Here is a 19,489-nt window from a genome sequence, read left to right on the forward strand (position 1 = left end):
GTGTGCAAGCTGCTATGTGGATACACCTCCTGACCGACCCCACCCACCACGTCCCCATGCAATGGGCCTGGATGGACCCGCTGCTGGTGGCCATTTCGGTCATCGTGGCCGTCTGCAGCGCCAGCATGGCCCTGCACATGGCCGGACTGGCACGCAAGGCGCGGCGCGCCACCACCCGCAACCTGGCCCAGGCCTCGGGGGCCTGCTGCCTGGGGGGCGGCATCTGGAGCATGCATTTCATCGGCATGCTGGCCTTTACCCCCTGCGCCAACGGCAGCTTCTCCACGCTGCTGAGCACGCTGTCGGCCCTGCCCAGCCTGCTGGCCGCCGCGTGGGTGATGCGGGCGCTGCAGCGCCCGGCGCCCTGGCCGCGCCTGCTGCTCAGCGGCAGCCTGTTCGGCGCCGGGGTGGCCGCCATGCACTTCGGCGGCATGGCCGCCTCGGATGCGGCCAGCTCCATCCGCTACGCGCCCCTGGGGCTGCTGCTGGCCGTGGTGGTGGGCGTGGGCCTGGCCACGGCAGGCCTGGCGCTGCACCAGCGCCTGCTGCAGGCCGGCGTCCGCCTGCGCACCACCACCATGCTCAGCGGGGCTCTGCTGGGCCTGTCGGTCTCGGGCATGCACTACGCCGCCATGGGCGCCATCTACTGGCCCGTGGGCGATACCGTCGCCCCCGATCCGCTGGCCCCCAACTACTGGCCGCTGGTGCTGGTCACGGCTGCGGTCTGCCTGGCGCTGGGCCTGCTGGCCCTGGGCGTCAACCTGATCGTGCGCTGGAGCGAACTGTTTGCGCAGATCCGCCGCAGCGAAGCGCGCCTGCGCGCCGTGGTCGACACGGCGGTGGACGGCATCATCATGATCGAGGGCGATGGCCGCATCTGCGCCTTCAACCCGGCGGCCGAGCGCCTGCTGGGCTGGTCCGCCGCGGAAGTCCTGGGCCGGAACGTCAGCATGCTGATGCCGCCGACCGACCAGCAGGCGCACGACGGCTACCTGCAGCGCCACCTGCGCACCGGGGCCACCAGCATCATCGGCTCCGGGCGCGAGGTCCATGCCCTGCACAAGGAGGGCGAACAGGTCGCCGTGCGCCTGGCCGTGGGCCGCGTGCTGACCGAGGGGCCGCCCCTGTTCGTCGGCTTTCTGACCGACATCCGCCAGCGCCGCGCCATGGAGGCCTCGCTGCGCCACAGCGAGGAACAGCACCGCACCCTGATCAGCAACATCCCCGGCGTCACCTTTCGCCGCGCGGGCCGTGGCATCTGGCAGCCGCTGTTCCTGAGCAAGCCGGTGGAAACGCTCACCGGCTGGCCCGCCGAGGCCCTGCTGTCGCAGCCCCAGCGCATGGAGGCGCTGGTGCTGTCCCAGGACATCCCCGGGCTGACCGAGGCCGTGTACAGTGCCATCGATGCCGGCGTGGCCTACAGCCACGAATACCGACTGCGCCACCGCGATGGCAGCGTGCGCTGGGTGCGCGAAAGCGGGCGCGGTGTGTACGACGAGGACGGGCAACTGCGCTGGATCGACGGCGTGCTCATCGACCACACCGAGACCAAGGCGCGCAACGCCGAATTCGAAGGCACGGTGACTGCCATCAACCGTGCGGTGGCGGTCGTCGAATACAGCCTGGACGGCCACGTGCTGCACGCCAACCAGAACTTCCTCGAGATGTTCGGCTACAGCCTGGACGAGGTGCAGGGCGAGCACTACCACCTGTTCTGCCTGGACACCCCGCAGTGCCACGCCGAGACCGCCCTGATGTGGCAACAGCTGCAGCGCGGGGACTTTGCCAGCCTCGAATGCCAGGCGCGCGTCAAGCACGGCGAGCTGCTGTGGGTGCAGACCACCTTCAGCCCCATCCTGGACGCCGGTGGCAAGACCTTGCGCATCACCCAGTTGCTGACCGACATCACCGCCAGCCGCACCCTGTCCGACGCCTTGCTGCAGGCCAAGGAAAAGGCCGAGGCCGCCGCCGCCGCGCGCAGCACCTTCCTGGCCAACATGAGCCACGAGATCCGCACGCCGATGAACGCCATCATCGGCTTCTCCGAGACCCTGCTGGACACCCCGCTGGGCGCCACCCAGCAGCGCTATGTGGAAACCGTCTATCGCTCGGCGCGCTCCATGCTGCGCCTGCTCAACGACATCCTGGACACCGCCAAGCTGGACAAGGGCGCGGTGCAATTGGAGGAAGAGGACTTCGTGGTGGCCGACGTCTGCCACCTGGTGGTCGGCACCCTGCGCATCCAGGCGGAAAAGAAGGGGCTGCACCTGCTGCTGGACATCCAGCCGCAGGTGCCGGCCTACCTGCGCGGCGATGCGCTGCGCATCCAGCAGGTGCTGACCAACCTGATGGGCAATGCCGTGAAATTTACCGAGCGCGGCCACGTGCTGCTGGAGGTCGGCTACCACCAGGGCATGCTGCAGCTGCGCGTGCAGGACACGGGCATCGGCATCGCCCAGGAAAAGCTGTCACACATCTTCGACCCGTTTGCGCAGGCCGATGCGTCCACCACCCGCCGTTACGGCGGCACGGGCCTGGGGACCACCATCTCGCGCCAGCTGACCCAGCTGATGGGCGGCCAGATCAGCGTGCGCAGCCAGCTGGGCGCCGGCACGGAATTCCTGGTGCAGCTGCCGCTGCCGGCCGGGCAGGCGCCGGAGCGCCGCCTCCCCGCGGCCCACGGCGCCACGCTGCCCGCGCTGCGCATCCTGGCGGTCGACGACGTGCCGCAAAACCTGGAGCTGCTGCAGGTCGTGATGCAGCGCTACGGCCACAACGTGGCCCTGGCCCACGACGGGCACGAAGCCGTGCGGCTGCGCCAGACGCAGGATTTCGACCTGATCCTGATGGACCTGCAGATGCCCCACATGGATGGCCTGGAGGCCGCACGCAGCATCCGCCACTGGGAGGCCGCACACGGCCAGCGCCACATGCCCATCATCGCCCTGTCGGCCAGCGTGCTGGCCCAGGACCGGCAGAACTCCGACGCCGCCGGCATGGACGGCTTTGCCACCAAGCCGCTGGAGCTGCCCAAGCTGATGGCCGAAATGGCGCGCGTGCTGTCCGAACACCCCCCCGCCACACCTGCCGGCGCGCCCCTGCAGGCGGCCGCCCCCGCGACCGCCTCGGCCTACGCGCTGGACGGCAGCGTGGCCGACTGGGACGCGGGGCTGGCGCTCTGGGGCGGGGTCGAGCCCCTGCGCGCCGCCTGGACCCGCTTTCTGGGTGAGCAGCACGGCCGCACCCAGGAGCTGCGCCAACGGGTGCAACAGGGCGACTGGGAAGGCATCCGCACCACCGTGCACCGCATGCGCGGCGCCGCCGGCAACCTGGGCCTGCAGCCCCTGCAGACCCTGCTGGCCCAGATGGAACACGATGCCCAGCATCAGGACCGCGCCGCGCTGGAGCCCCAGCTGCCGCAACTGGCCAAGGCCCTGGCCCAGGTAGAGGCCTTGCTGCGCGCCAGCGCACCGGCCGCCACGCCCGCCGCACCGCCACGGACTGCTGCCACGCTGTCCCCCGCGCAGCAATCCCAGGCCCTGGCCGCGCTGCACGCGCTCGGCGAGGCCCTGCAGCAGGGCGAAATCGCCAGCCCGGCCCTGCAGGCCGTGCAGCAGTTGCTGCCTGCACCGGAACTTGTGGCCCTGCTGGAGGCCCTGGATTTGTTTGAATTTGAACGGGCGCTGGAATGCGTGCGTACCCTGTCCACCCGCCTGGAAACCTGTGTCGATGACGAACCCCATGCCCACCTCGCCCCCCAGCCATGAAGATCGCAGGCCCCGCCTGCTGCTGGTCGACGATGAGCCCACCAACCTGCACGTGCTGCGGCAGATCCTGGGCGATGACTACCGCCTGCAATTTGCCACCGACGGCACCCGGGCGCTGCAGCTGGCGCAGCACCAGCCGCCGGACCTGATCCTGCTGGACATCATGATGCCGCAGCTCAACGGCTACGACGTCTGCCGCCAGCTCAAGGCCCGGCCCGAGACCCGTGGCACCCCGGTGATCTTTGTCTCGGCCCTGTCCGAAATGGGCGACGAGGCCGAGGGCTTCGAGGCCGGCGGCGTGGACTACATCGTCAAGCCCGTGCGGGCGCCCGTGGTGCGGGCCCGCATCCGCACCCACCTGTCCCTGGTGCGTGCCGAGGCGCTGCGCCAGTCGCGGCTGCAGATCGTGCAGTGCCTGGGCCGCGCGGCCGAGTACAAGGACAACGAGACCGGCATGCACGTGCTGCGCATGAGCCACTTTGCCCAGGCCCTGGCCCTGGCCATCGGCTGCAGCCAGGAATGGGCCGACGAGCTGCTGCACGCGGCCCCCATGCACGACGTGGGCAAGATCGGCGTGCCCGATGCCGTGCTGCTCAAGCCCGGTCCGCTGAATGACAGCGAATGGCAGATCATGCGCCAACACCCGGCGATTGGCGCCGAGATCATCGGTGCGCACGAGGACGGCGTCCTCCAGCTGGCACGCACCATCGCCCTGGCCCACCACGAGAAGTGGGACGGCAGCGGCTACCCGCTGGGCCTGCGCGGCACGGCCATTCCGCTGGCAGCGCGCATGGTGGCGATCGCCGATGTGTTCGACGCCCTGACCTCGGTCCGCCCCTACAAGCGCGCCTGGTCGGTGGACGAGGCCCTGGCGCACATCGCCGCCCAGTCGGGCCGGCATTTCGACCCCGACCTGGTGCCGGTCTTCCTGGGCTTGCGCCACGAACTGGAAGCCATACGCCAACGCTGGAGCGATGAAATGCCAGAGCTCGCCATCGAGGACTGTCTCTGATAATTGCCCCCATGACCGCGCCCACCCTGCCTGCCTCCTGGACGCTGCGCCCGCTGGGCGCGCACGACATCGACAGCCTGCTGCACGTGCAGACGGTCTGCTACGGCGACAGCTTCCAGGAAAGCCCGGCGGTGTTCGCGCGCCGGCTGGCCTGCCCCCACCAATGCTCCATCGGCGTGGTGCGCCCGGGCCAGACCGCACTGCTGGCCTACCTGGCGGCCTACTGGTCCAACCCCGGCAAGATCACGCCGCTCGATGGCGACTTCAGCGCCCCCGCACCCGGCCCCCACGTGCTGTACCTGCACGACATGTCGGTCCTGCCGGAGCTGAGCGGCCAGGGCGTGGCCCGCCACCTGGTGCAGCACCTGTTTGCCGCGGCGCGCCAGCGCGGCGTGCAGCAGGCGGCCCTGGTGTCGGTCCAGGGCTCACAGACGTACTGGGAACGTCAAGGTTTTTCTGTAAAACCCGTGCTGGATGCACAACAGTCCATGCACCTCGAAACCTACGGTCCGGGCGCCACGTACATGACGGCAGCGCTCTGATTTCTGACAGATGCGGATTTAGCTGACAGGCCAGCCCGACGGGCTCGCGATAATGCCCGCATGCCTAACCGATGGAAACCCAATGTCACGGTCTCGGCCGTGATCGAGCGTGACCAGCGCTTCTTGCTGGTGGAAGAAAACACGGCCGACGGTCTGCGCCTGAACACCCCCGCCGGTCACCTGGACCCTGCCGAGACCCCGCTGCAGGCCTGCACGCGCGAGGTGCTGGAAGAGACCGCCTACAGCTTTGAGCCCACGGCCCTGGTCGGCATCTACATGAACCGCTTCATCCGCACCCGCACCGGTTCGGACATCACCTACATGCGCTTTGCCTTCACCGGCGAGCTGGGCCAGCACCACGCCCACCGCGTGCTGGACCAGGGCATCGTGCGCACCGTGTGGCTGTCGCTGGAGGAGCTGCAGGCCACGGCCCACCTGCACCGCAGCCCCGTGGTGCTGCAGTCCGTGCGCGACTACCTGGCGGGCCAGCGCTTCGACGCCCGCCTGATCCAGGCCGACCCCAGCATCTACTCGGTGCCCCAGCCCACCGAACACACCCAGGACCTGCTGGCCCGCCTGTAGACCGGCACGGCCCGGCAGCGGTGGCACACCCCAGGGGGATGGGTGCGCCGCGGTCCGCTGTAGTAACCCATTAATACCCCCGACCTGCCCGTGACTTCCACAATGAATGGCCACCACAACCATTCCAGGAGACACCATGGCAGCCAAGAAAATTCTGATGATCTGCGGCGACTACTGCGAGGACTATGAAACCATGGTCCCCTTCCAGACGCTGCTGGCCGTGGGCCACACCGTGCATGCGGTCTGCCCCGGCAAGAAGGCCGGCGACCACATCAAGACCGCCATCCACGACTTCGAAGGTGCGCAGACCTACAGCGAGAAGCCGGGCCACAACTTCACGCTGAACGCCAGCTTTGCCGACCTGCAGGTCGCCCAGTACGACGCCCTGGTCATCCCCGGCGGTCGTGGCCCCGAGTACCTGCGCAACGACCCCGCCGTCTGCGCGGCCGTGCGCCATTTCTTCGACACCCACAAGCCCGTGGCGGCGGTCTGCCATGGCGCCCAGCTGCTGGCCGGCGCCGGCGTGCTGCGGGGGCGCACCTGCTCGGCCTATCCGGCCTGCCGCGCCGAGGTCGAACTGGCCGGCGGCACCTACGCCGACATCCCCGTGGACCAGGCCCACACCGAGGGCAACCTGGTCAGCGCCCCGGCCTGGCCCGCCCACCCGGCCTGGCTGGCGCAGTTCCTGGCCCTGCTGGGCACACGCATCAGCCACTGAGCCCAGGCAAACGTTCTGCGTGAAAAATGCGTGTAAGGCGCTGCTGGCCTGCGCCAGCAGCTTCTCTTTTTGCGGCGGCAAACCCGCATTGACGCGGACCGCCCGCGCGCCCACCATGGCGGCCTGACCGTCCTCCGGGAGCCCACCATGTGCCAAGTCTTCATCAGCGCGGACCCGCAGCTCTACGCCCACCGCGCGCGCTCGCTGCGCCTGCACGGTGTGGCCACCAGCATCCGCCTGGAAAACCTGTTCTGGCAGGTGCTGGAGGAGATCGCCAGCCGCGACGGCTACACCGTGCCGCAGCTGTGCACCAAGCTCTACGACGAACTGCTGGCCGAGCGCGGCGCCATCGACAACTTCGCCTCCTTCCTGCGTGTGTGCTGCACGCGCTATCTGGCGCTGCAGCTGTCGGGCGAGATTCCGCAGGACCGCAGCATCCCCGTGCGCAGCCTGCGCCCCAGCGCGCAGGCCTCGGTGCCTGCCGCGGCCCTGCGCCATTGAGGGTATTTTTGGCCTCTAACCCATATCCAGCGCGCGTTGGGCGCTCTCATTCCTCCAGCGGCAAGACCTGCACCGTGCGCGGCTGCATGTGGCGGCACTCGGGAAAGCGCTGGCAGCGCCAGAAATACAGCGGGTCCCCGCCATCGCGCGACAGGCTGCGCGCCACCAGGGGCGCCGCGCAGCGCGGGCAGGAGGGTGCCGCCTCCGGCATCGTGGGCGCGGGGTCTGGGTGCAGCACCGGTTCCGTCCACCCTGGGGTGGTGGCCTCCACCATGGCTGCCGTACGGCCGCGTGGCGGCTGCAGCGCCGCAGCCGGCGCGGGGGCCGTTGTCGTGGCAGGCACGGGCGCGAGCGCCGGCCCCTCGGGCCGCGCATGGCGCTGGCGCAGCTGGGCCACATGGGCACGGTGCGTGGCGCGGGTCGGTGCCAGGCGCTGCGCGTCCAACTGCTGCAGAATGCGCTGCACCGCCTCGGGCGCCAGCAGTTGGGCGTTGAAGCTGCGCACATAGGGCACGACCGCCGCGCCCTGCACCACCTGGGCCGGCATGGCGGTCTTGAACTGGGCCGTGCCCGTCAGCACCACCACCGAATGCAGGTGGGCCAGCGGCACGTCCAGCAGCGTCTCCAGGGCCTTGAGGTGGCGCCAGTTCTGGCGCAGCGGGTTTTGGAAGCGCACGCGATGGCGGTAGAAGGTCTGCGTCCAGTCCTGCTGCCGCTCCGCACCAAAGATCCAGCCCTGCAGGTGCTTGGTCTCCAGCACAAACACGCCGTGCACCGAGACCACCACATGGTCGATCTGTGTGGTGCTGCCATCGGGCAGCCGCAGCGTCAGGTCGTGCAGCGCGTGGTAGTGCTGCGGGTCCAGCCCCTGCGCCAGCCAGCGGCGCACCAGGCGCTCGCCCAGCCAGCCCTTGAAGCGGGCGGAGCGCAGCACGCCGGACAGCAGCGTCAGGCCCACGGCCAGCAGCAGCCAAAGCCCCATCACGCCGTGAAGTTGTTGCCACATCGCCGCCATGCCCGCCTCCTGCTGTTGTTGCGGCGCCCAGCATAACGGGCACAAAAAAGGAGCCACAAGGGCTCCTCGACCAACGGGCGCCGGGGCGCTCAGTTCAGCGCCATGCTCAGCTTGCGGCGGTAGCTGTTGACCAGGGCCGTGGCCGCGTCCTGCTCGCCCGCGCCCTTGCCCAGCAGCTCAATGCCGCCGGCGCTCTTGCCGGGCACGGCGTCCTGCTTCTTGGGCTTGGGCGGCGTCAGCAACTCCAGGATGCCGACCAGCAGCTTGCGCGCCGCCTGGCCGTTCCACTCCTTGTCGCGCAGGATGATCTCCAGCAGCTCGTCCATGGACGCGGTCCACTGGCCTTCGGCCGCCAGCACCTGGGCCTTGGCAAAGCGGGTGTCGAAATCGCGCTTGTTCTGGGCGATGGCCGCATCGAACTGCTCCAGCGGCCAGTTGCCGCGCTCGTCCTGCTGTACGAACTGCATGCACTGCAGCCACTGGTGCAGCGCCTCGAAGCGCAGCGCCTGGGGAATGCGCTTGAGCGGCTCGACCAGCAGGCCGGCCGCTTCCTCGTAGCCCCCGGTGGCGATCAGCAGGCGCACATAGTCAAAGCGTGCATCGTCGTTGGCGGGGTCGGCCGCCAGGGCCTCGGCCAGCTTCTGCAGCGCGGCCTGGGTGTCGCCGGACTCCAGCATCTGCTGGGCTTCGTCCACTTCGGCCTCGGCCTGCAGCTCACCGGCGCTGGGCAGGTGCTTGTCCAGGAATTCGCGCACCTGGCCTTCGGTCTGGGCGCCCATGAAGCCGTCCACGGGACGGCCACCGACCATCAGCACGCAGGTGGGCACGCTGCGGATACCGAACATGCCGGCGATCTGCTGGTTGGCATCCACATCCACCTTGGCCAGCGTGAAGCGGCCGGCGTACGCGGTCTCCAGCTTCTCCAGCGTCGGCACCAGGGTCTTGCAGGGGCCGCACCAGGTGGCCCAGAAGTCCACCAGCACCGGGGTGGTCATGGAGGCGGTGACCACCTCGGCTTCAAAATTCTCAATGGTGACGTCAATCATGTTGGCAACCCTGTGGCGGAGCGCGCCCAGCGCCCTCCGTGTTAGCGCACCCATGGCGCGGACCCGTCGATTCTCCAGCAAATCACGGCCCCGCCATCCCTGGGCGCAGATGCCTTCAGACGTGGGGGAAGGCGGCGCAATTTCAAGCCTGGGCGGGCGGCTCCGCCCCCGCACGACCCTGCGCGCGCGCGGGCGCCCCCATAAAAGTAAAATCGCGGGTTCCACTAGGCCGGGCCACAGCCGCCCCACAGAGAACATGAACCCCATCCAGATCGGCGTCGTCATGGGTTCCAGCAGCGACTGGGACACGATGCAGCACGCAGTAGCCATCCTCCAGCAGTTCGGTATCGCTTTCGAAGCGCAGGTGGTTTCCGCCCACCGCATGCCGGATGACATGTTCCGCTACGCCGAAGCTGCGGCCGAGCGTGGCCTGAAGGCCATCATCGCCGGGGCCGGTGGCGCCGCCCACCTGCCCGGCATGATTGCCGCCAAGACCCCCGTGCCCGTGCTGGGTGTGCCCGTGGCCAGCCGCCACCTGCAGGGCGTGGATTCGCTGCACTCCATCGTGCAGATGCCCAAGGGCGTGCCCGTGGCGACGTTTGCCATCGGCAATGCCGGTGCCGCCAACGCGGCCCTGTTTGCCGTGGCCCTGCTGGCCAACGAAGACCCCGCGCTGCGCGCCCAGCTCAACGCCTTCCGCGCCGAGCAGACCGACGCCGCGCGCGCCATGACCCTGCCGGTGAACGCATGAGCGCCAATGACACGCAAGTGATCCTGCCCGGCGCGACGCTGGGCGTGCTGGGCGGCGGCCAACTGGGCCGCATGTTTGCCCACGCCGCCCAGGCCATGGGCTACTTCACCGCCGTGCTGGACCCCGACGCCACCAGCCCCGCCGGCCGGGTCAGCCACCACCATGTGCGCACCGGCTACGAAGACCCCAAGGGCCTGGCCGAGCTGGCCCAGCAGTGCGCCGCCGTGACCACCGAATTCGAGAACGTGCCAGCGGGTTCCTTGATCCAGCTGGCCGAGCGCCTGCCCGTGTCGCCCGCCGGCGCGGCCGTGGCGATCGCCCAGGACCGCGCGGCCGAGAAGGCCCACTTCGTGAAGTGCGGCGTGCCCTGCGCGCCCTACGCCGTGATCGAAACGGCCGAGCAACTGGCGGCCGTCAACGACGCGCTGCTGCCCGGCATCCTGAAGACCGCACGCATGGGCTACGACGGCAAGGGCCAGATCCGCGTCAAGACCCGCGACAAGCTGGTGGCGGGTTGGAACGAACTGGGCCAGGTGGCCTGCGTGCTCGAGAAAATGCTGCCGCTGGCGCACGAATGCTCGGTCATCGTGGCGCGTGGCCGGGACGGCACCATCGTCCACCTGCCGGTGCAACGCAACCTGCACCGCGACGGCATCCTGGCCGTGACCGAGGTGTATGAAGGCAATTTGCCCGCAGCGCAGGCTGAGCAAGCGGTAGCCGCTGCGAAATCCGTAGCTATCGGCCTCGACTACGTGGGCGTGCTGTGCGTCGAATTCTTTGTGCTGGACAACGGCCAGCTGGTGGTCAACGAGATCGCCCCGCGCCCGCACAACAGCGGTCACTACAGCCAGAACGCGCTGGACGTGTCGCAGTTCGAGCTGCAGGTGCGCTGCATGACCAACCTGCCCCTGGTGCAGCCGCGCCAGCACAGCGCCACCGTCATGCTGAACCTGCTTGGCGACTTGTGGTTCAAGCACGGCGACAGCCCCCAGACGCCCGCCTGGGAGCAGATTCTGGCCCTGCCCGGCGCCCACCTGCACCTGTACGGCAAGGTCGATGCCAAGCGCGCCCGCAAGATGGGCCACCTGAACATCACCGCGGCCACGCCCGAGCAGGCCCGCGCCACTGCGCTGAAGGCCGCCGACATCCTCGGCATCCCGGCGTTTTAAGGAACTGACGTGATTCTGGATGGAACGCTGGACGCCTCGGTGCAAGCCGCTGCGCTGGCCCTGCAACAAGGCCAGCTGTTGGGCCTGCCCACCGAAACGGTCTACGGCCTGGCCGCCGACAGCGACAACGACGCGGCCGTGGCGCAGATCTTTGCCGCCAAGGGGCGCCCGGCCAACCATCCGCTGATCGTGCACGTGGCCGACGCCGCCGCCATCACCCGCTATGCCCAGGCCGTGCCGGTGTTTGCCCAGCAGCTGATCGACGCGTTCTGGCCCGGCCCGCTGACGCTGATCCTGCCGCGCCTGCCGCAGGCCGCCCAGGCCTCGACCGGCGGCCAGGACAGCGTGGGCCTGCGCTGCCCGTCCCACCCCGTGGCCCATGCGGTGCTGCAGGCCTGCCAGCAGCTGGATCCGCCGGTCTGGGGGGTCTCCGCCCCCAGCGCCAACAAGTTCGGCCGCGTCAGCCCCACCACCGCCCAGCACGTGGCCGCCGAGTTTGGCGACGCGCTGCTGGTGCTGGACGGTGGCGCCTGCGAGGTCGGCATTGAATCGACCATCGTCGACTGCACGCGCGGCGTGCCCGTGCTGCTGCGCCCCGGCGCCATCACACGCGACGACATTGAACGTGCGTGCGGCACCCGACCACTCTCGAAAGAAGAGCTGCCTGCGCAGACCCCGCGCGCATCAGGCACACTTTTGGCCCATTACGCACCGAATGCCAAGGTGCGCCTGATGGACGCCGGACAGCTGCAATCCGCGCTGGACCTGCTGGGCCCCGAGGGCCGGCACATTGCCGTCTACCACCGCAGCCCGCTGCGGTCCGCCAGCCGCGCCATCCACCTGCGCGCCATGCCCGACGACGCCCTGGCCACGGCGCGCGAGCTGTTTGGCACGCTGCGCGACTTCGACGAACTGGGCGTGCGGCTGATCTGGATCGAGACCCCGCCCGACAGCGCCGACTGGGAAGGCGTGCGCGACCGCCTGCAGCGCGCCGCTGCGGCCGGCTGACGCCCCCACCCGGCCGGCACCGCCGGCCGCAGGCGGTGGAGCATTCGTGACAAACCAGTTACATTTATCGGCTTTCAGAGGCCGAAACCCTGTGTAGCCGGGAGGACTGCATGCGGGCCATTCGGCCCGGCCCGGATGCGCGCCCCTGTGCCGTCTGCGGCTGTCGCTTGCAGAACGACCACCATGCACCCTAGCTTTCGCACCACCGCGTCGCTGCTGACCCTGGCGAGCCTGCTGGCCCTGTCGGGCTGCGCCGTCAAGTACGACCACCGCGGCCACACCATCCTCAGCGCCGACCTGCCCGAACTGTTCGGCACCGTCATGGACAGCCGCCCGCTGCCCGATGGCCAGACCAGCGTCACCCTGCGCCGCATGGGCGACCAGTGGAGCCTGAAGTTCGGCACCCTGGCCCGTGTCGTGGACCTGGGCGCCCTGCGCGGTGGCCGCATCGCCCACGTCAGCCAGGTGGGCACGGCCACCAACATCCTGCTGCTGATCGACACCCCGCAATGCGGCCGCCAGTACCGGCTGGTGAGCGTGGCCGGCAAATCCCAGGCGGCCGTGTGGGACCTGGACATGCCCTGCACCGGGGTGGAGCCGCTGGTGCAGACCGGCCGCGTGGAGCAGTACATCGACTTCACGGTCGGCAGCCGCGTCAGCCGCTTTGTCTACCGCGACGGCAAGCTGGGCCGCCGCCCGGACGTGGTGCTGCCCCCGGGCGTCACCAGCCTGCCCGGCCCCGTGGGCAGCCAGGACCCTGCAGGCCAGCCCCCCGGGGACCGCTACCAGCCGGGCCCCCCGTTCGCCCCATCGGCGGCCCAGCTGCGCCAGCGCCCCGCCGCCAGTGCCACCAGCAGCACCCCGCGCGCCACACCCGCCCCAGCGCCTGCGGCCGAGCCCGCACTGCGCCCACGGGCACGCCCCGCGGCGGCGGCCCCGGCCAGCGCCCGCACGGCCCCACAGACGCCGCAAAACCTCGACTTCGGCACCGAGATCAAACCCACCATCACCGTCGACCTGACCAAGTAAACCGCCGGGCCCCTGCGGGGGCCTGTGCCTGCCATCGTGACCGCCTTGTCCCAACCCACCACCTTGCGCGACGCCCTGCTGCCCGGGGCGTCCACCGCCCCGCGCGCCCGCGACGCCACGCCGGCGCCCACGGCGCCGCAGCCCCCGCTCCCAGGCCTGTCCACGGCCACCCTGGTGGGCCTGATCCTGCTCACGGCCCTCTACCTGGCGTTCGAGCTGGCCTTCAACGCCCGCCTGCTGGATGTGGTGGGCGGCGGCGCCAGCGCCGACGATGTGCACCACATCGAAATCTCCGGGCGCCTGCTCTCGGGCATTGCCGTGGCCCTGGTGGTGCTGCAGGGGCTGCTGACCTGGCGTGCACGCCGCGTGCGCCTGGGCCGGGCGGCCACACCCCAGATGGGGGTCGTGCTGCTGCTGTGCGGCCTGACCGTGGGCGGGGTCTACCTGGGGCTGCAGCAGCTGGTGGACGGGATCGTGGCCTCGCGCTCCACCGAATTCCGCCGCCAGGCGCTGAACATCACGCTGATACAGCAAGCCATCGTCGACGGCCGCGTGCAGCTGACCGGCATGGAGCAAGACGCCGGCCTCTACGCCCGCCCCGAAGGCAAGGCCTTCTTGGCGCTGTTCCCGGCCATGGCGGCCTCGGTGCAGGAGCTGGACCGCAAGATCGAGCATGCCAAGCTGACGCTGATTGCCGAGCACGTGGGCCACCAGGCCGGCGGCATCCAGGGCTACTACCGCAGCTACCAGCAGGCCATGGACGGTGTGGCCAAGCAATGGCGCGACTACAGCAAGCTGGGCAGCGCCAATGTGGATGTGGAGGCCGAGGTGGCCAAGCAGCACCGCAAGGCCTGGAACGATTACCTGAGCGACCTGGGCAAGCGCGGCTGGACCCCCTCCACCGTGCCCGGCGCCTACGAGGGCCGGGTGCGCCAGAGTGTGCGCCAGCGCGTGCCCGTGCCCAGTGACTGGGACTTGCGCGACGAGGCCGGCTTTCGCGCCGCCGTAGACCGCAAGGTGCGCAGCCGCTTCCATGGCCAAGTGCCCGAGGTGAAGGTGCGCGGCCAGCGCATTGCGCCCGGCCTGTCGCAGGCGGCCTTCACCGCCCACCCGGCCGTGCAGGCCGAGCTGCGCGACCAGTTGAAGCTGCCCGCCGGCACCAGCGTGCCCCTGAGCACCGATGCCGAAGGCTTTCGCCGCCAGCTGTACGACCCCATGCGCATGGCCCGGGCCCGCACCGAAGCGGCCAAATACAACGCCCCCCTGGCCACCTTTGCCGACGGCGGCAGCAACGCCGCCCAGGGGCTGGACGCCACGCGCGCCGCCCTGGTGCCGCCGATCGCGCTGCTGTGCTCGCTGCTGGGCGGCATCGGCCACCTGGGCAAGCTGGTCTACCTGCTGTGCAAACTGACCCTGCGCCTGGCGGCACGCCAGATACCGGCCGCCGTGCTGCCGCGCCTGGGCTGGGCAATCCTGCTGGTGCCCTTCGTGCTGGCGGCAGGCATCTGGACCACGCTGAGCCACATGGACAACAGCGTCACCACGTCCGAGCTGTACCAGACCCTGACCGCCCAGACCCTGCAACGCAACCAGGCCGACGATGCCCAGCAGCAGCGCAGCCTGCCGCTGGCGCCGGCCATCGTCAACGCCCTGCACGTGGTGGCCGTGGGCCAGGGCTATGCCTACCCGTACAACGAACACCTGCGCGTGCACTACCTGCAGGGCATCACCTTCGGCTACCGCCCCAAGGACTAGTCATGCCAGTTTCCTCCCGCACCCCCCTCCTGCGCAGCCTGGGCCTGCTGTGCGTGTCCCTCAGCCTGCTGCCCACGGCCCAGGCCGCCTGCCTGGGCATGGAACTGTTCGCCCACCGGGGTGCCCCCGGCCATCCGGAAAACAGCCGCTCCGCCGTGGAAGCGGCCGTGCGCGGCAGCTGGGAGGGCGCCGAGATCGATGTGCAGACCCTGGCCGATGGCGGCCTGGCCGTGCACCACGATGCACTAACCACCCGCACCACCAGCATCAAGGGCCGGGCCGTGCGCCAGCTGCCCAGCGAAGCCTGGCGCGAGGTGCGCCTGCGCGACCGCGACGGCAAGCTCACCGGCGAGACCGCGCCCTTCCTGCGTGACCTGCTGCCCGCCGTGCAGCGCAGCGGCAAGGTGCTGAATGTGGAAATCAAGGAAGAGCACCGCAACTGCCAGACGGCCGAGGCCGTGGTCGGTGAACTGCTGGGCCAGTTGCCGTCCGGCCAGTGGACCATCAGCGCCACCGAGTTCGACCACCTCAAGTGCGTGCGCAAGCTCGATGCCCAGGCCTACCTGGGTGCCGTGGCCACCGACAAGGTGAGCATCGCGCTGAGCGACAAGCGCACCGCCTCGCGCGCACACCTGCTCAAGAGCCCGGACATCTCACCCAAGGTGCTGGGCCAGCTGCAGCGCGAGGTCGGCAAGCCCGTGGGCCTGCACGTGGACATCTACTCGCTGCGCGCCAACCCGAACCTGTTTGCCGATGCGGCGCACATCGGCATGCCCGTGTTCACCTACAGCCTGCGCGGCGACCGCGAACACGCCCAGGACCTGCGCCGCCTGCTGCGCGAGCGCGGCCTGCTGCCCACGGGAGCCATCATCGACGGCGACCCGGCCAGCTTCTGCGCCCAGGTGGTGGGCTGAGCCGCACGGGCCGCGCCATGAAAAAACCGGCCTGGGGCCGGTTTTTTTCTACCCCGGGCCCACGACTCAGCGTTGCGCCACGGCCGCCCCGTCCTGGGCTACCCAGTCCACCAAGGCATCCAGCACCGGTCGGGCGGCCCCGGCATTCGGGTGGTTGACCATGGCCACCAGCACATAGCGCTGGCCGCTGTAGCCATGCACATAGCCCGCCAGGCTGTTCACATCGCGCAGCGAGCCGGTCTTCAGGTGGGCGTTGGCGCTGGCCTTGCTGCGGCGCAAGGTGCCGTCCGTGCCGGAAATCGGCAGCGAGGCCACGAACTCCGGCATCACCGCCGAATGCCAGGCCGCCTGCAGCATGCGCCCCAGGGCCTGGGCGCTGATGCGGGCGTTGCGGCTCAGGCCCGCGCCGTTGTCCACCACCGGCATCTCGGCCGCCGCCCAGCGCAGCTGCCACCACTGGGACAGGGCCGTGCGCCCGGCATCAAAGCTGCCCACGCCCATGCGTTCCTTGCCCAGGGTCAGCAGCAGCTGCTGCGTCATCACGTTGTTGCTGAACTTGTTGATGTCGCGCACCACCTCGCCCAGGGCGGGCGAAACGCTGTCCCAGGCGGGTTTCAGGCCCGGCGGCACCTGGCCATCGCGCACGCGGCCGGTGATCTGCCCGCCCATGCTGCGCCACATGCCCTCCACGGCCCGCGCGGCAAAGCGCTCGGGGCCGGCCAGGGCCACGGGCCAGTTCTTGTCGCCACAGCTGGCCGGGTAGCGACCCAGCAGCTGGATGCGCTGCGGGTCGCTCCAGTCGGCCTGCAGCTGGGTGCGCCAGTCGCCGCAGGCCGTGCCGGCCGGGGCCAGGGGCACGCTGGCCGGCGCCTGCACGCCCGCCATCGGCAGCTCGTAGTGGATACGTGCCACGCCCGCGGACGGGTCCGGGATGAAGCCCAGCACCTGGGTCTTGTAGTTGATCAGCAGGGCGTCGGGGCCCGCGTTGTAGGGCCGGAAGGGTTCGTTGTCGAAAGCCGCCGCATCGTGGCTGGAGACCTGGAACGCGCTGTGGTCCAGCACCACATCGCCGACGATGACCTTGACCCCCATGCCCTGCAGGCGTCCCAGCAGCAGCCACAGCCGCTCGGACACCAGCTTGGGGTCGCCCGCGCCCTGGATGTAGACCGTGCCCCGGAATGCGCCCTGGTCCACCACACCATCCAGATAGACCGGCGTGCGCCAGACATAGGCCGGGCCCAGTTGCTCCAGGGCGGCGTAGGTGGTCACCAGCTTCATGACCGAGGCCGGGTTCATCGCCGTGCGGGTCTGCCACGCCAGGCGCACCGGCCGCTGCGCCTCCACCGGCGCGGCATAGATGGACACGGCCTCGCGCGGAATCTGCGCACGCGCCAGCGCGGCCTCCACCGGCGCCGGCAAGGACTGGGCCAGCGCCCCACCACCGGCGGCGAACACCACGCCCGCCACCCCCAGGCGCATGCTGCGCCACCACATACGTTCAGACATAGCCGCAAAGTGTAGGGGCTGCACCGGCCAGCGTGCGCCACGCGGGTTTGCGCCAGGGCCCGCACGCGCGCGCCGCCACCGGCCGATAATTCGCAGCTTTGGCGCCACCGCGTGCGCCCTCTGCCCTGGCCGCCCACCCCATGAATCTGCTTGCCTTCGACACCAGCACCGACACCTTGTTCATCGCCCTGCAGCGCGGGACAGCGCTGTGGCAGCACCAGGCGGCCGGCGGCGCCAACTCCTCGGCCACCCTGCTGCCCAGCATCCAGCAAGGCCTGCAGGCGCTGGGCCTGCAGTTCACGGACCTGGATGCCATCGTCTTCGGCCGCGGGCCGGGGTCCTTCACTGGCCTGCGCACCGCCTGCGCGATTGCCCAGGGGCTGGCCCTGGGGGCCGGCAAGCCGCTGCTGCCCGTCGACACCCTGCTGGCTGTGGCCGAAGAGGCCCGCGAGCAGCATGGCCTGACCGACGTCATGGCGGTGCTGGACGCGCGCATGTCCGAGGTCTACCACGCCGGCTACCGCTGGGCCAATGGCCTCTGGCACGCCACCCACGCCCTGGGCCTGTGCGCCCCCGAGACCCTGCAGGTGCCCGAAGGGCTGAGCGTGGTGGGCAACGCACAGGCCGCCTATGCCGAGCGCCTGGCGCCCCAGGCGGCACACCGGGTGGCCCTGCCCACGGCCACCGCCCTGCTGCGCCTGGCACCACGGCTGATGGCCGACGGTCACTTGGTGGACGCTTCCTACGCCCTGCCGCTGTACATCCGCGATAAGGTGGCCCTGACCACGGCCGAGCGCGAAGCCGCACGGGCCGCCAGCCAACCTGCCCCGCACGCATGATGCACCGCCAGCCCTCGCCGCTACCCGCGCCTGCGGTGCCGCCGCTGGCCCTGCCCTGCGCGCTGCAGCCCATGACCGAGGAGCTGCTGGACTGCATCCTGACCATTGAGAACGTGGCCTTCACCCACCCGTGGTCCCGCGGCAACTTTGCCGATGCGCTGCGCAGCGGCTACCACGCGCAGGTGCTGCTGGACGGGGACACCGTGCTGGGCTACTTTGTTGCGATGCAGATCCTGGACGAGGTACACCTGCTGAACCTCACGGTCTCGCCGCTGCACCAGGGCCAGGGCCTGGCCCGCACGCTGCTGGGGGCCCTGTGCGACTGGAGCCGCCACACCGCCCACGCCCAGTGGCTGTGGCTGGAGGTGCGCGAAAGCAACCAGCGCGCACGCCGTTTGTACGAACACTATGGATTTGTCCAGGTGGGGGCGCGCAAGAAGTACTATCCGGTGCACCATGGCGAACGTGAAACCGCCATCTTGATGAGCATGTCCCTATGGCCCTGAACCTCGACACCCGCCAACGCGCCATGCTGCAGGACATGGGCATCACCATCTGGTGGCCCAAGCCCGCAGCGGTTGCGCCCGTGCCCGCTGCGGGCCCGGCCGTCGCGGTGGTGGCCGTGGCGGACCCGGTGGCGGCGCCCGCGGTCGCCGTACACCCTGCCACGCCCCCAGCGCCCACTGCAGCCCCCACGCCCGTCGCCGCCGCTGTGACGGTGGCAGCGCCTGCGCCGCAGCCCCGTGCCCAGGGGGTGCCCGCCCCGGCGGCCGAGGCCGCGCCGGCCACCGCCTGGCGCATGGCCCCTGCCGTGCAGGCCTATCCCCAGGCCAGTGGCGGCAGCGCCGACGATGGCTGGCTGGTGATCTGGGAAGGCCCGCACCCCGGCGCCCCGCTGACCGGGGACAGTGGCAAGCTGCTGGACAACATGCTGCGCGCCCTGCGCCTGCACCACAGCGCCCATGTCTGGATCGCCGTGGTGCAGCGTCCCGGCAGCGAAGCCTTGTCGGCCGCCGGCCTGGCCGCCGAGGCGGTGGACTGGCAGCCGCTGGACCAGTCCCTGCCGCACTGCCTGCAGCACACCCGCCCGGCGCGCGTGCTGGTGCTGGGCCTGCATGCGGCCCGCGCCGTGCTGGGCAGCGAGGAAGCCCTGGGCCGCCTGCGCGCCCAGGTGCACCAGTTGCACGGCACGCCCGCCGTGGTCAGCTACGACCCGGCCTACCTGTTGCGTTCACCGCACGCCGCAGCTTTTCAGCTCGGTGTTGTGCTGGTTCAGGATGAAGGCCACGCGCACGCTGCGTGGGTCGTCCTCGTCGTCCACCAAGAAGTCGCTGC

Annotated in this window: 17 protein-coding genes and 1 pseudogene; 15 read left to right on the forward strand and 3 right to left on the reverse strand. The window is 70.3% G+C overall.

Annotated features, from left to right (window positions below; genetic code table 11):
• Positions 1–14 precede the first annotated feature (14 nt).
• The 6 genes from FYM52_RS17110 (at position 15) to FYM52_RS17135 (ending at position 7,122) form a co-directional block, all read left to right on the forward strand.
• A complete protein-coding gene (locus tag FYM52_RS17110; RefSeq protein WP_154164955.1) occupies positions 15–3,767 on the forward strand; it encodes a PAS domain S-box protein in 3,753 nt (1,250 codons plus the stop codon).
• Positions 3,742–4,779, forward strand: a complete 1,038-nt coding sequence (locus FYM52_RS17115; RefSeq protein ID WP_154164956.1) for an HD domain-containing phosphohydrolase — start codon at positions 3,742–3,744, stop codon at positions 4,777–4,779. Before FYM52_RS17110 ends, FYM52_RS17115 begins: the two co-directional genes overlap by 26 nt.
• 11 nt (positions 4,780–4,790) lie before the next feature.
• The gene (locus FYM52_RS17120) at positions 4,791–5,321 is read left to right on the forward strand and encodes a GNAT family N-acetyltransferase (RefSeq protein ID WP_042416318.1); all 531 of its coding nucleotides are present in this window, start codon (positions 4,791–4,793) and stop codon (positions 5,319–5,321) included.
• A gap of 60 nt (positions 5,322–5,381) precedes the next feature.
• On the forward strand, positions 5,382–5,903 hold the full coding sequence (locus tag FYM52_RS17125; protein WP_043378465.1) for an NUDIX hydrolase: 522 nt from the start codon (positions 5,382–5,384) through the stop codon (positions 5,901–5,903).
• 136 nt (positions 5,904–6,039) lie between these two features.
• Positions 6,040–6,621, forward strand: coding sequence for a DJ-1/PfpI family protein (locus FYM52_RS17130; RefSeq protein WP_042416312.1), 582 nt, complete (start codon positions 6,040–6,042; stop codon positions 6,619–6,621).
• A 147-nt stretch (positions 6,622–6,768) separates the two neighbouring features.
• Positions 6,769–7,122: a ribbon-helix-helix domain-containing protein gene (locus FYM52_RS17135; protein ID WP_042416309.1), complete on the forward strand. Its 354-nt coding sequence runs from the start codon at positions 6,769–6,771 to the stop codon at positions 7,120–7,122.
• A gap of 46 nt (positions 7,123–7,168) precedes the next feature.
• Here FYM52_RS17135 and FYM52_RS17140 read toward each other — a convergent pair whose 3' ends face one another.
• The gene (locus FYM52_RS17140; RefSeq protein WP_154164957.1) at positions 7,169–8,137 is read right to left on the reverse strand and encodes a nuclease-related domain-containing protein; all 969 of its coding nucleotides are present in this window, start codon (positions 8,135–8,137) and stop codon (positions 7,169–7,171) included.
• A gap of 89 nt (positions 8,138–8,226) precedes the next feature.
• Positions 8,227–9,183, reverse strand: a complete 957-nt coding sequence (locus tag FYM52_RS17145; RefSeq protein WP_154164958.1) for a tetratricopeptide repeat protein — start codon at positions 9,181–9,183, stop codon at positions 8,227–8,229.
• Between the two features lie 256 nt (positions 9,184–9,439).
• Between FYM52_RS17145 and purE the strand changes: the two genes are divergently transcribed.
• The 6 genes from purE to FYM52_RS17175 all read left to right on the forward strand — a co-directional run bounded on the left by purE (position 9,440) and on the right by FYM52_RS17175 (position 15,809).
• On the forward strand, positions 9,440–9,934 hold the full coding sequence (gene purE, locus FYM52_RS17150; protein ID WP_042416303.1) for a 5-(carboxyamino)imidazole ribonucleotide mutase: 495 nt from the start codon (positions 9,440–9,442) through the stop codon (positions 9,932–9,934).
• Positions 9,931–11,103: a 5-(carboxyamino)imidazole ribonucleotide synthase gene (locus FYM52_RS17155; protein WP_154164959.1), complete on the forward strand. Its 1,173-nt coding sequence runs from the start codon at positions 9,931–9,933 to the stop codon at positions 11,101–11,103. The genes purE and FYM52_RS17155 overlap by 4 nt, the downstream gene beginning before the upstream one ends.
• Positions 11,104–11,112: 9 nt before the next feature.
• Positions 11,113–12,111: an L-threonylcarbamoyladenylate synthase gene (locus FYM52_RS17160; protein WP_162524766.1), complete on the forward strand. Its 999-nt coding sequence runs from the start codon at positions 11,113–11,115 to the stop codon at positions 12,109–12,111.
• A 183-nt stretch (positions 12,112–12,294) separates the two neighbouring features.
• Positions 12,295–13,140: a hypothetical protein gene (locus FYM52_RS17165; protein WP_154164960.1), complete on the forward strand. Its 846-nt coding sequence runs from the start codon at positions 12,295–12,297 to the stop codon at positions 13,138–13,140.
• A 45-nt stretch (positions 13,141–13,185) separates the two neighbouring features.
• On the forward strand, positions 13,186–14,895 hold the full coding sequence (locus FYM52_RS17170) for a hypothetical protein (RefSeq protein WP_154164961.1): 1,710 nt from the start codon (positions 13,186–13,188) through the stop codon (positions 14,893–14,895).
• A 2-nt stretch (positions 14,896–14,897) separates the two neighbouring features.
• Entirely contained in the window at positions 14,898–15,809 is a 912-nt protein-coding gene (locus FYM52_RS17175) for a glycerophosphodiester phosphodiesterase (protein ID WP_154164962.1), read from the forward strand.
• A gap of 66 nt (positions 15,810–15,875) precedes the next feature.
• Here the strand turns inward: FYM52_RS17175 and dacB are convergent, their stop codons facing one another.
• Positions 15,876–17,288, reverse strand: a complete 1,413-nt coding sequence (dacB, locus tag FYM52_RS17180; protein WP_238826255.1) for a D-alanyl-D-alanine carboxypeptidase/D-alanyl-D-alanine-endopeptidase — start codon at positions 17,286–17,288, stop codon at positions 15,876–15,878.
• A gap of 167 nt (positions 17,289–17,455) precedes the next feature.
• On the opposite strand from dacB, the gene tsaB reads away from it, so the two are divergent.
• From tsaB to FYM52_RS19210, 3 genes and pseudogenes are all read left to right on the forward strand, one after another.
• A complete protein-coding gene (gene tsaB, locus FYM52_RS17185; RefSeq protein WP_154164964.1) occupies positions 17,456–18,154 on the forward strand; it encodes a tRNA (adenosine(37)-N6)-threonylcarbamoyltransferase complex dimerization subunit type 1 TsaB in 699 nt (232 codons plus the stop codon).
• The gene (rimI, locus tag FYM52_RS17190) at positions 18,151–18,660 is read left to right on the forward strand and encodes a ribosomal protein S18-alanine N-acetyltransferase (RefSeq protein ID WP_179954969.1); all 510 of its coding nucleotides are present in this window, start codon (positions 18,151–18,153) and stop codon (positions 18,658–18,660) included. The genes tsaB and rimI overlap by 4 nt, the downstream gene beginning before the upstream one ends.
• Before the next feature lie 422 nt (positions 18,661–19,082).
• Positions 19,083–19,337, forward strand: a pseudogene (locus FYM52_RS19210) (hypothetical protein); the annotation flags it as partial.
• Between the last annotated feature and the right edge of the window lie 152 nt (positions 19,338–19,489).

The organism is Comamonas sp. CAH-2, from assembly GCF_009668305.1.
Classification (GTDB): domain Bacteria; phylum Pseudomonadota; class Gammaproteobacteria; order Burkholderiales; family Burkholderiaceae_C; genus Comamonas; species Comamonas aquatica.

Coding starts and splice junctions, on each gene's coding strand:
- FYM52_RS17110 (WP_154164955.1), top strand. CDS start 15: ATGTGGATACACCTCCTGACCGACCCCACCCACCACGTCCCCATGCAA.
- FYM52_RS17115 (WP_154164956.1), top strand. CDS start 3,742: ATGCCCACCTCGCCCCCCAGCCATGAAGATCGCAGGCCCCGCCTGCTG.
- FYM52_RS17120 (WP_042416318.1), top strand. CDS start 4,791: ATGACCGCGCCCACCCTGCCTGCCTCCTGGACGCTGCGCCCGCTGGGC.
- FYM52_RS17125 (WP_043378465.1), top strand. CDS start 5,382: ATGCCTAACCGATGGAAACCCAATGTCACGGTCTCGGCCGTGATCGAG.
- FYM52_RS17130 (WP_042416312.1), top strand. CDS start 6,040: ATGGCAGCCAAGAAAATTCTGATGATCTGCGGCGACTACTGCGAGGAC.
- FYM52_RS17135 (WP_042416309.1), top strand. CDS start 6,769: ATGTGCCAAGTCTTCATCAGCGCGGACCCGCAGCTCTACGCCCACCGC.
- FYM52_RS17140 (WP_154164957.1), bottom strand. CDS start 8,137: ATGGCGGCGATGTGGCAACAACTTCACGGCGTGATGGGGCTTTGGCTG.
- FYM52_RS17145 (WP_154164958.1), bottom strand. CDS start 9,183: ATGATTGACGTCACCATTGAGAATTTTGAAGCCGAGGTGGTCACCGCC.
- purE (WP_042416303.1), top strand. CDS start 9,440: ATGAACCCCATCCAGATCGGCGTCGTCATGGGTTCCAGCAGCGACTGG.
- FYM52_RS17155 (WP_154164959.1), top strand. CDS start 9,931: ATGAGCGCCAATGACACGCAAGTGATCCTGCCCGGCGCGACGCTGGGC.
- FYM52_RS17165 (WP_154164960.1), top strand. CDS start 12,295: ATGCACCCTAGCTTTCGCACCACCGCGTCGCTGCTGACCCTGGCGAGC.
- FYM52_RS17175 (WP_154164962.1), top strand. CDS start 14,898: ATGCCAGTTTCCTCCCGCACCCCCCTCCTGCGCAGCCTGGGCCTGCTG.
- dacB (WP_238826255.1), bottom strand. CDS start 17,288: ATGCGCCTGGGGGTGGCGGGCGTGGTGTTCGCCGCCGGTGGTGGGGCG.
- tsaB (WP_154164964.1), top strand. CDS start 17,456: ATGAATCTGCTTGCCTTCGACACCAGCACCGACACCTTGTTCATCGCC.
- rimI (WP_179954969.1), top strand. CDS start 18,151: ATGATGCACCGCCAGCCCTCGCCGCTACCCGCGCCTGCGGTGCCGCCG.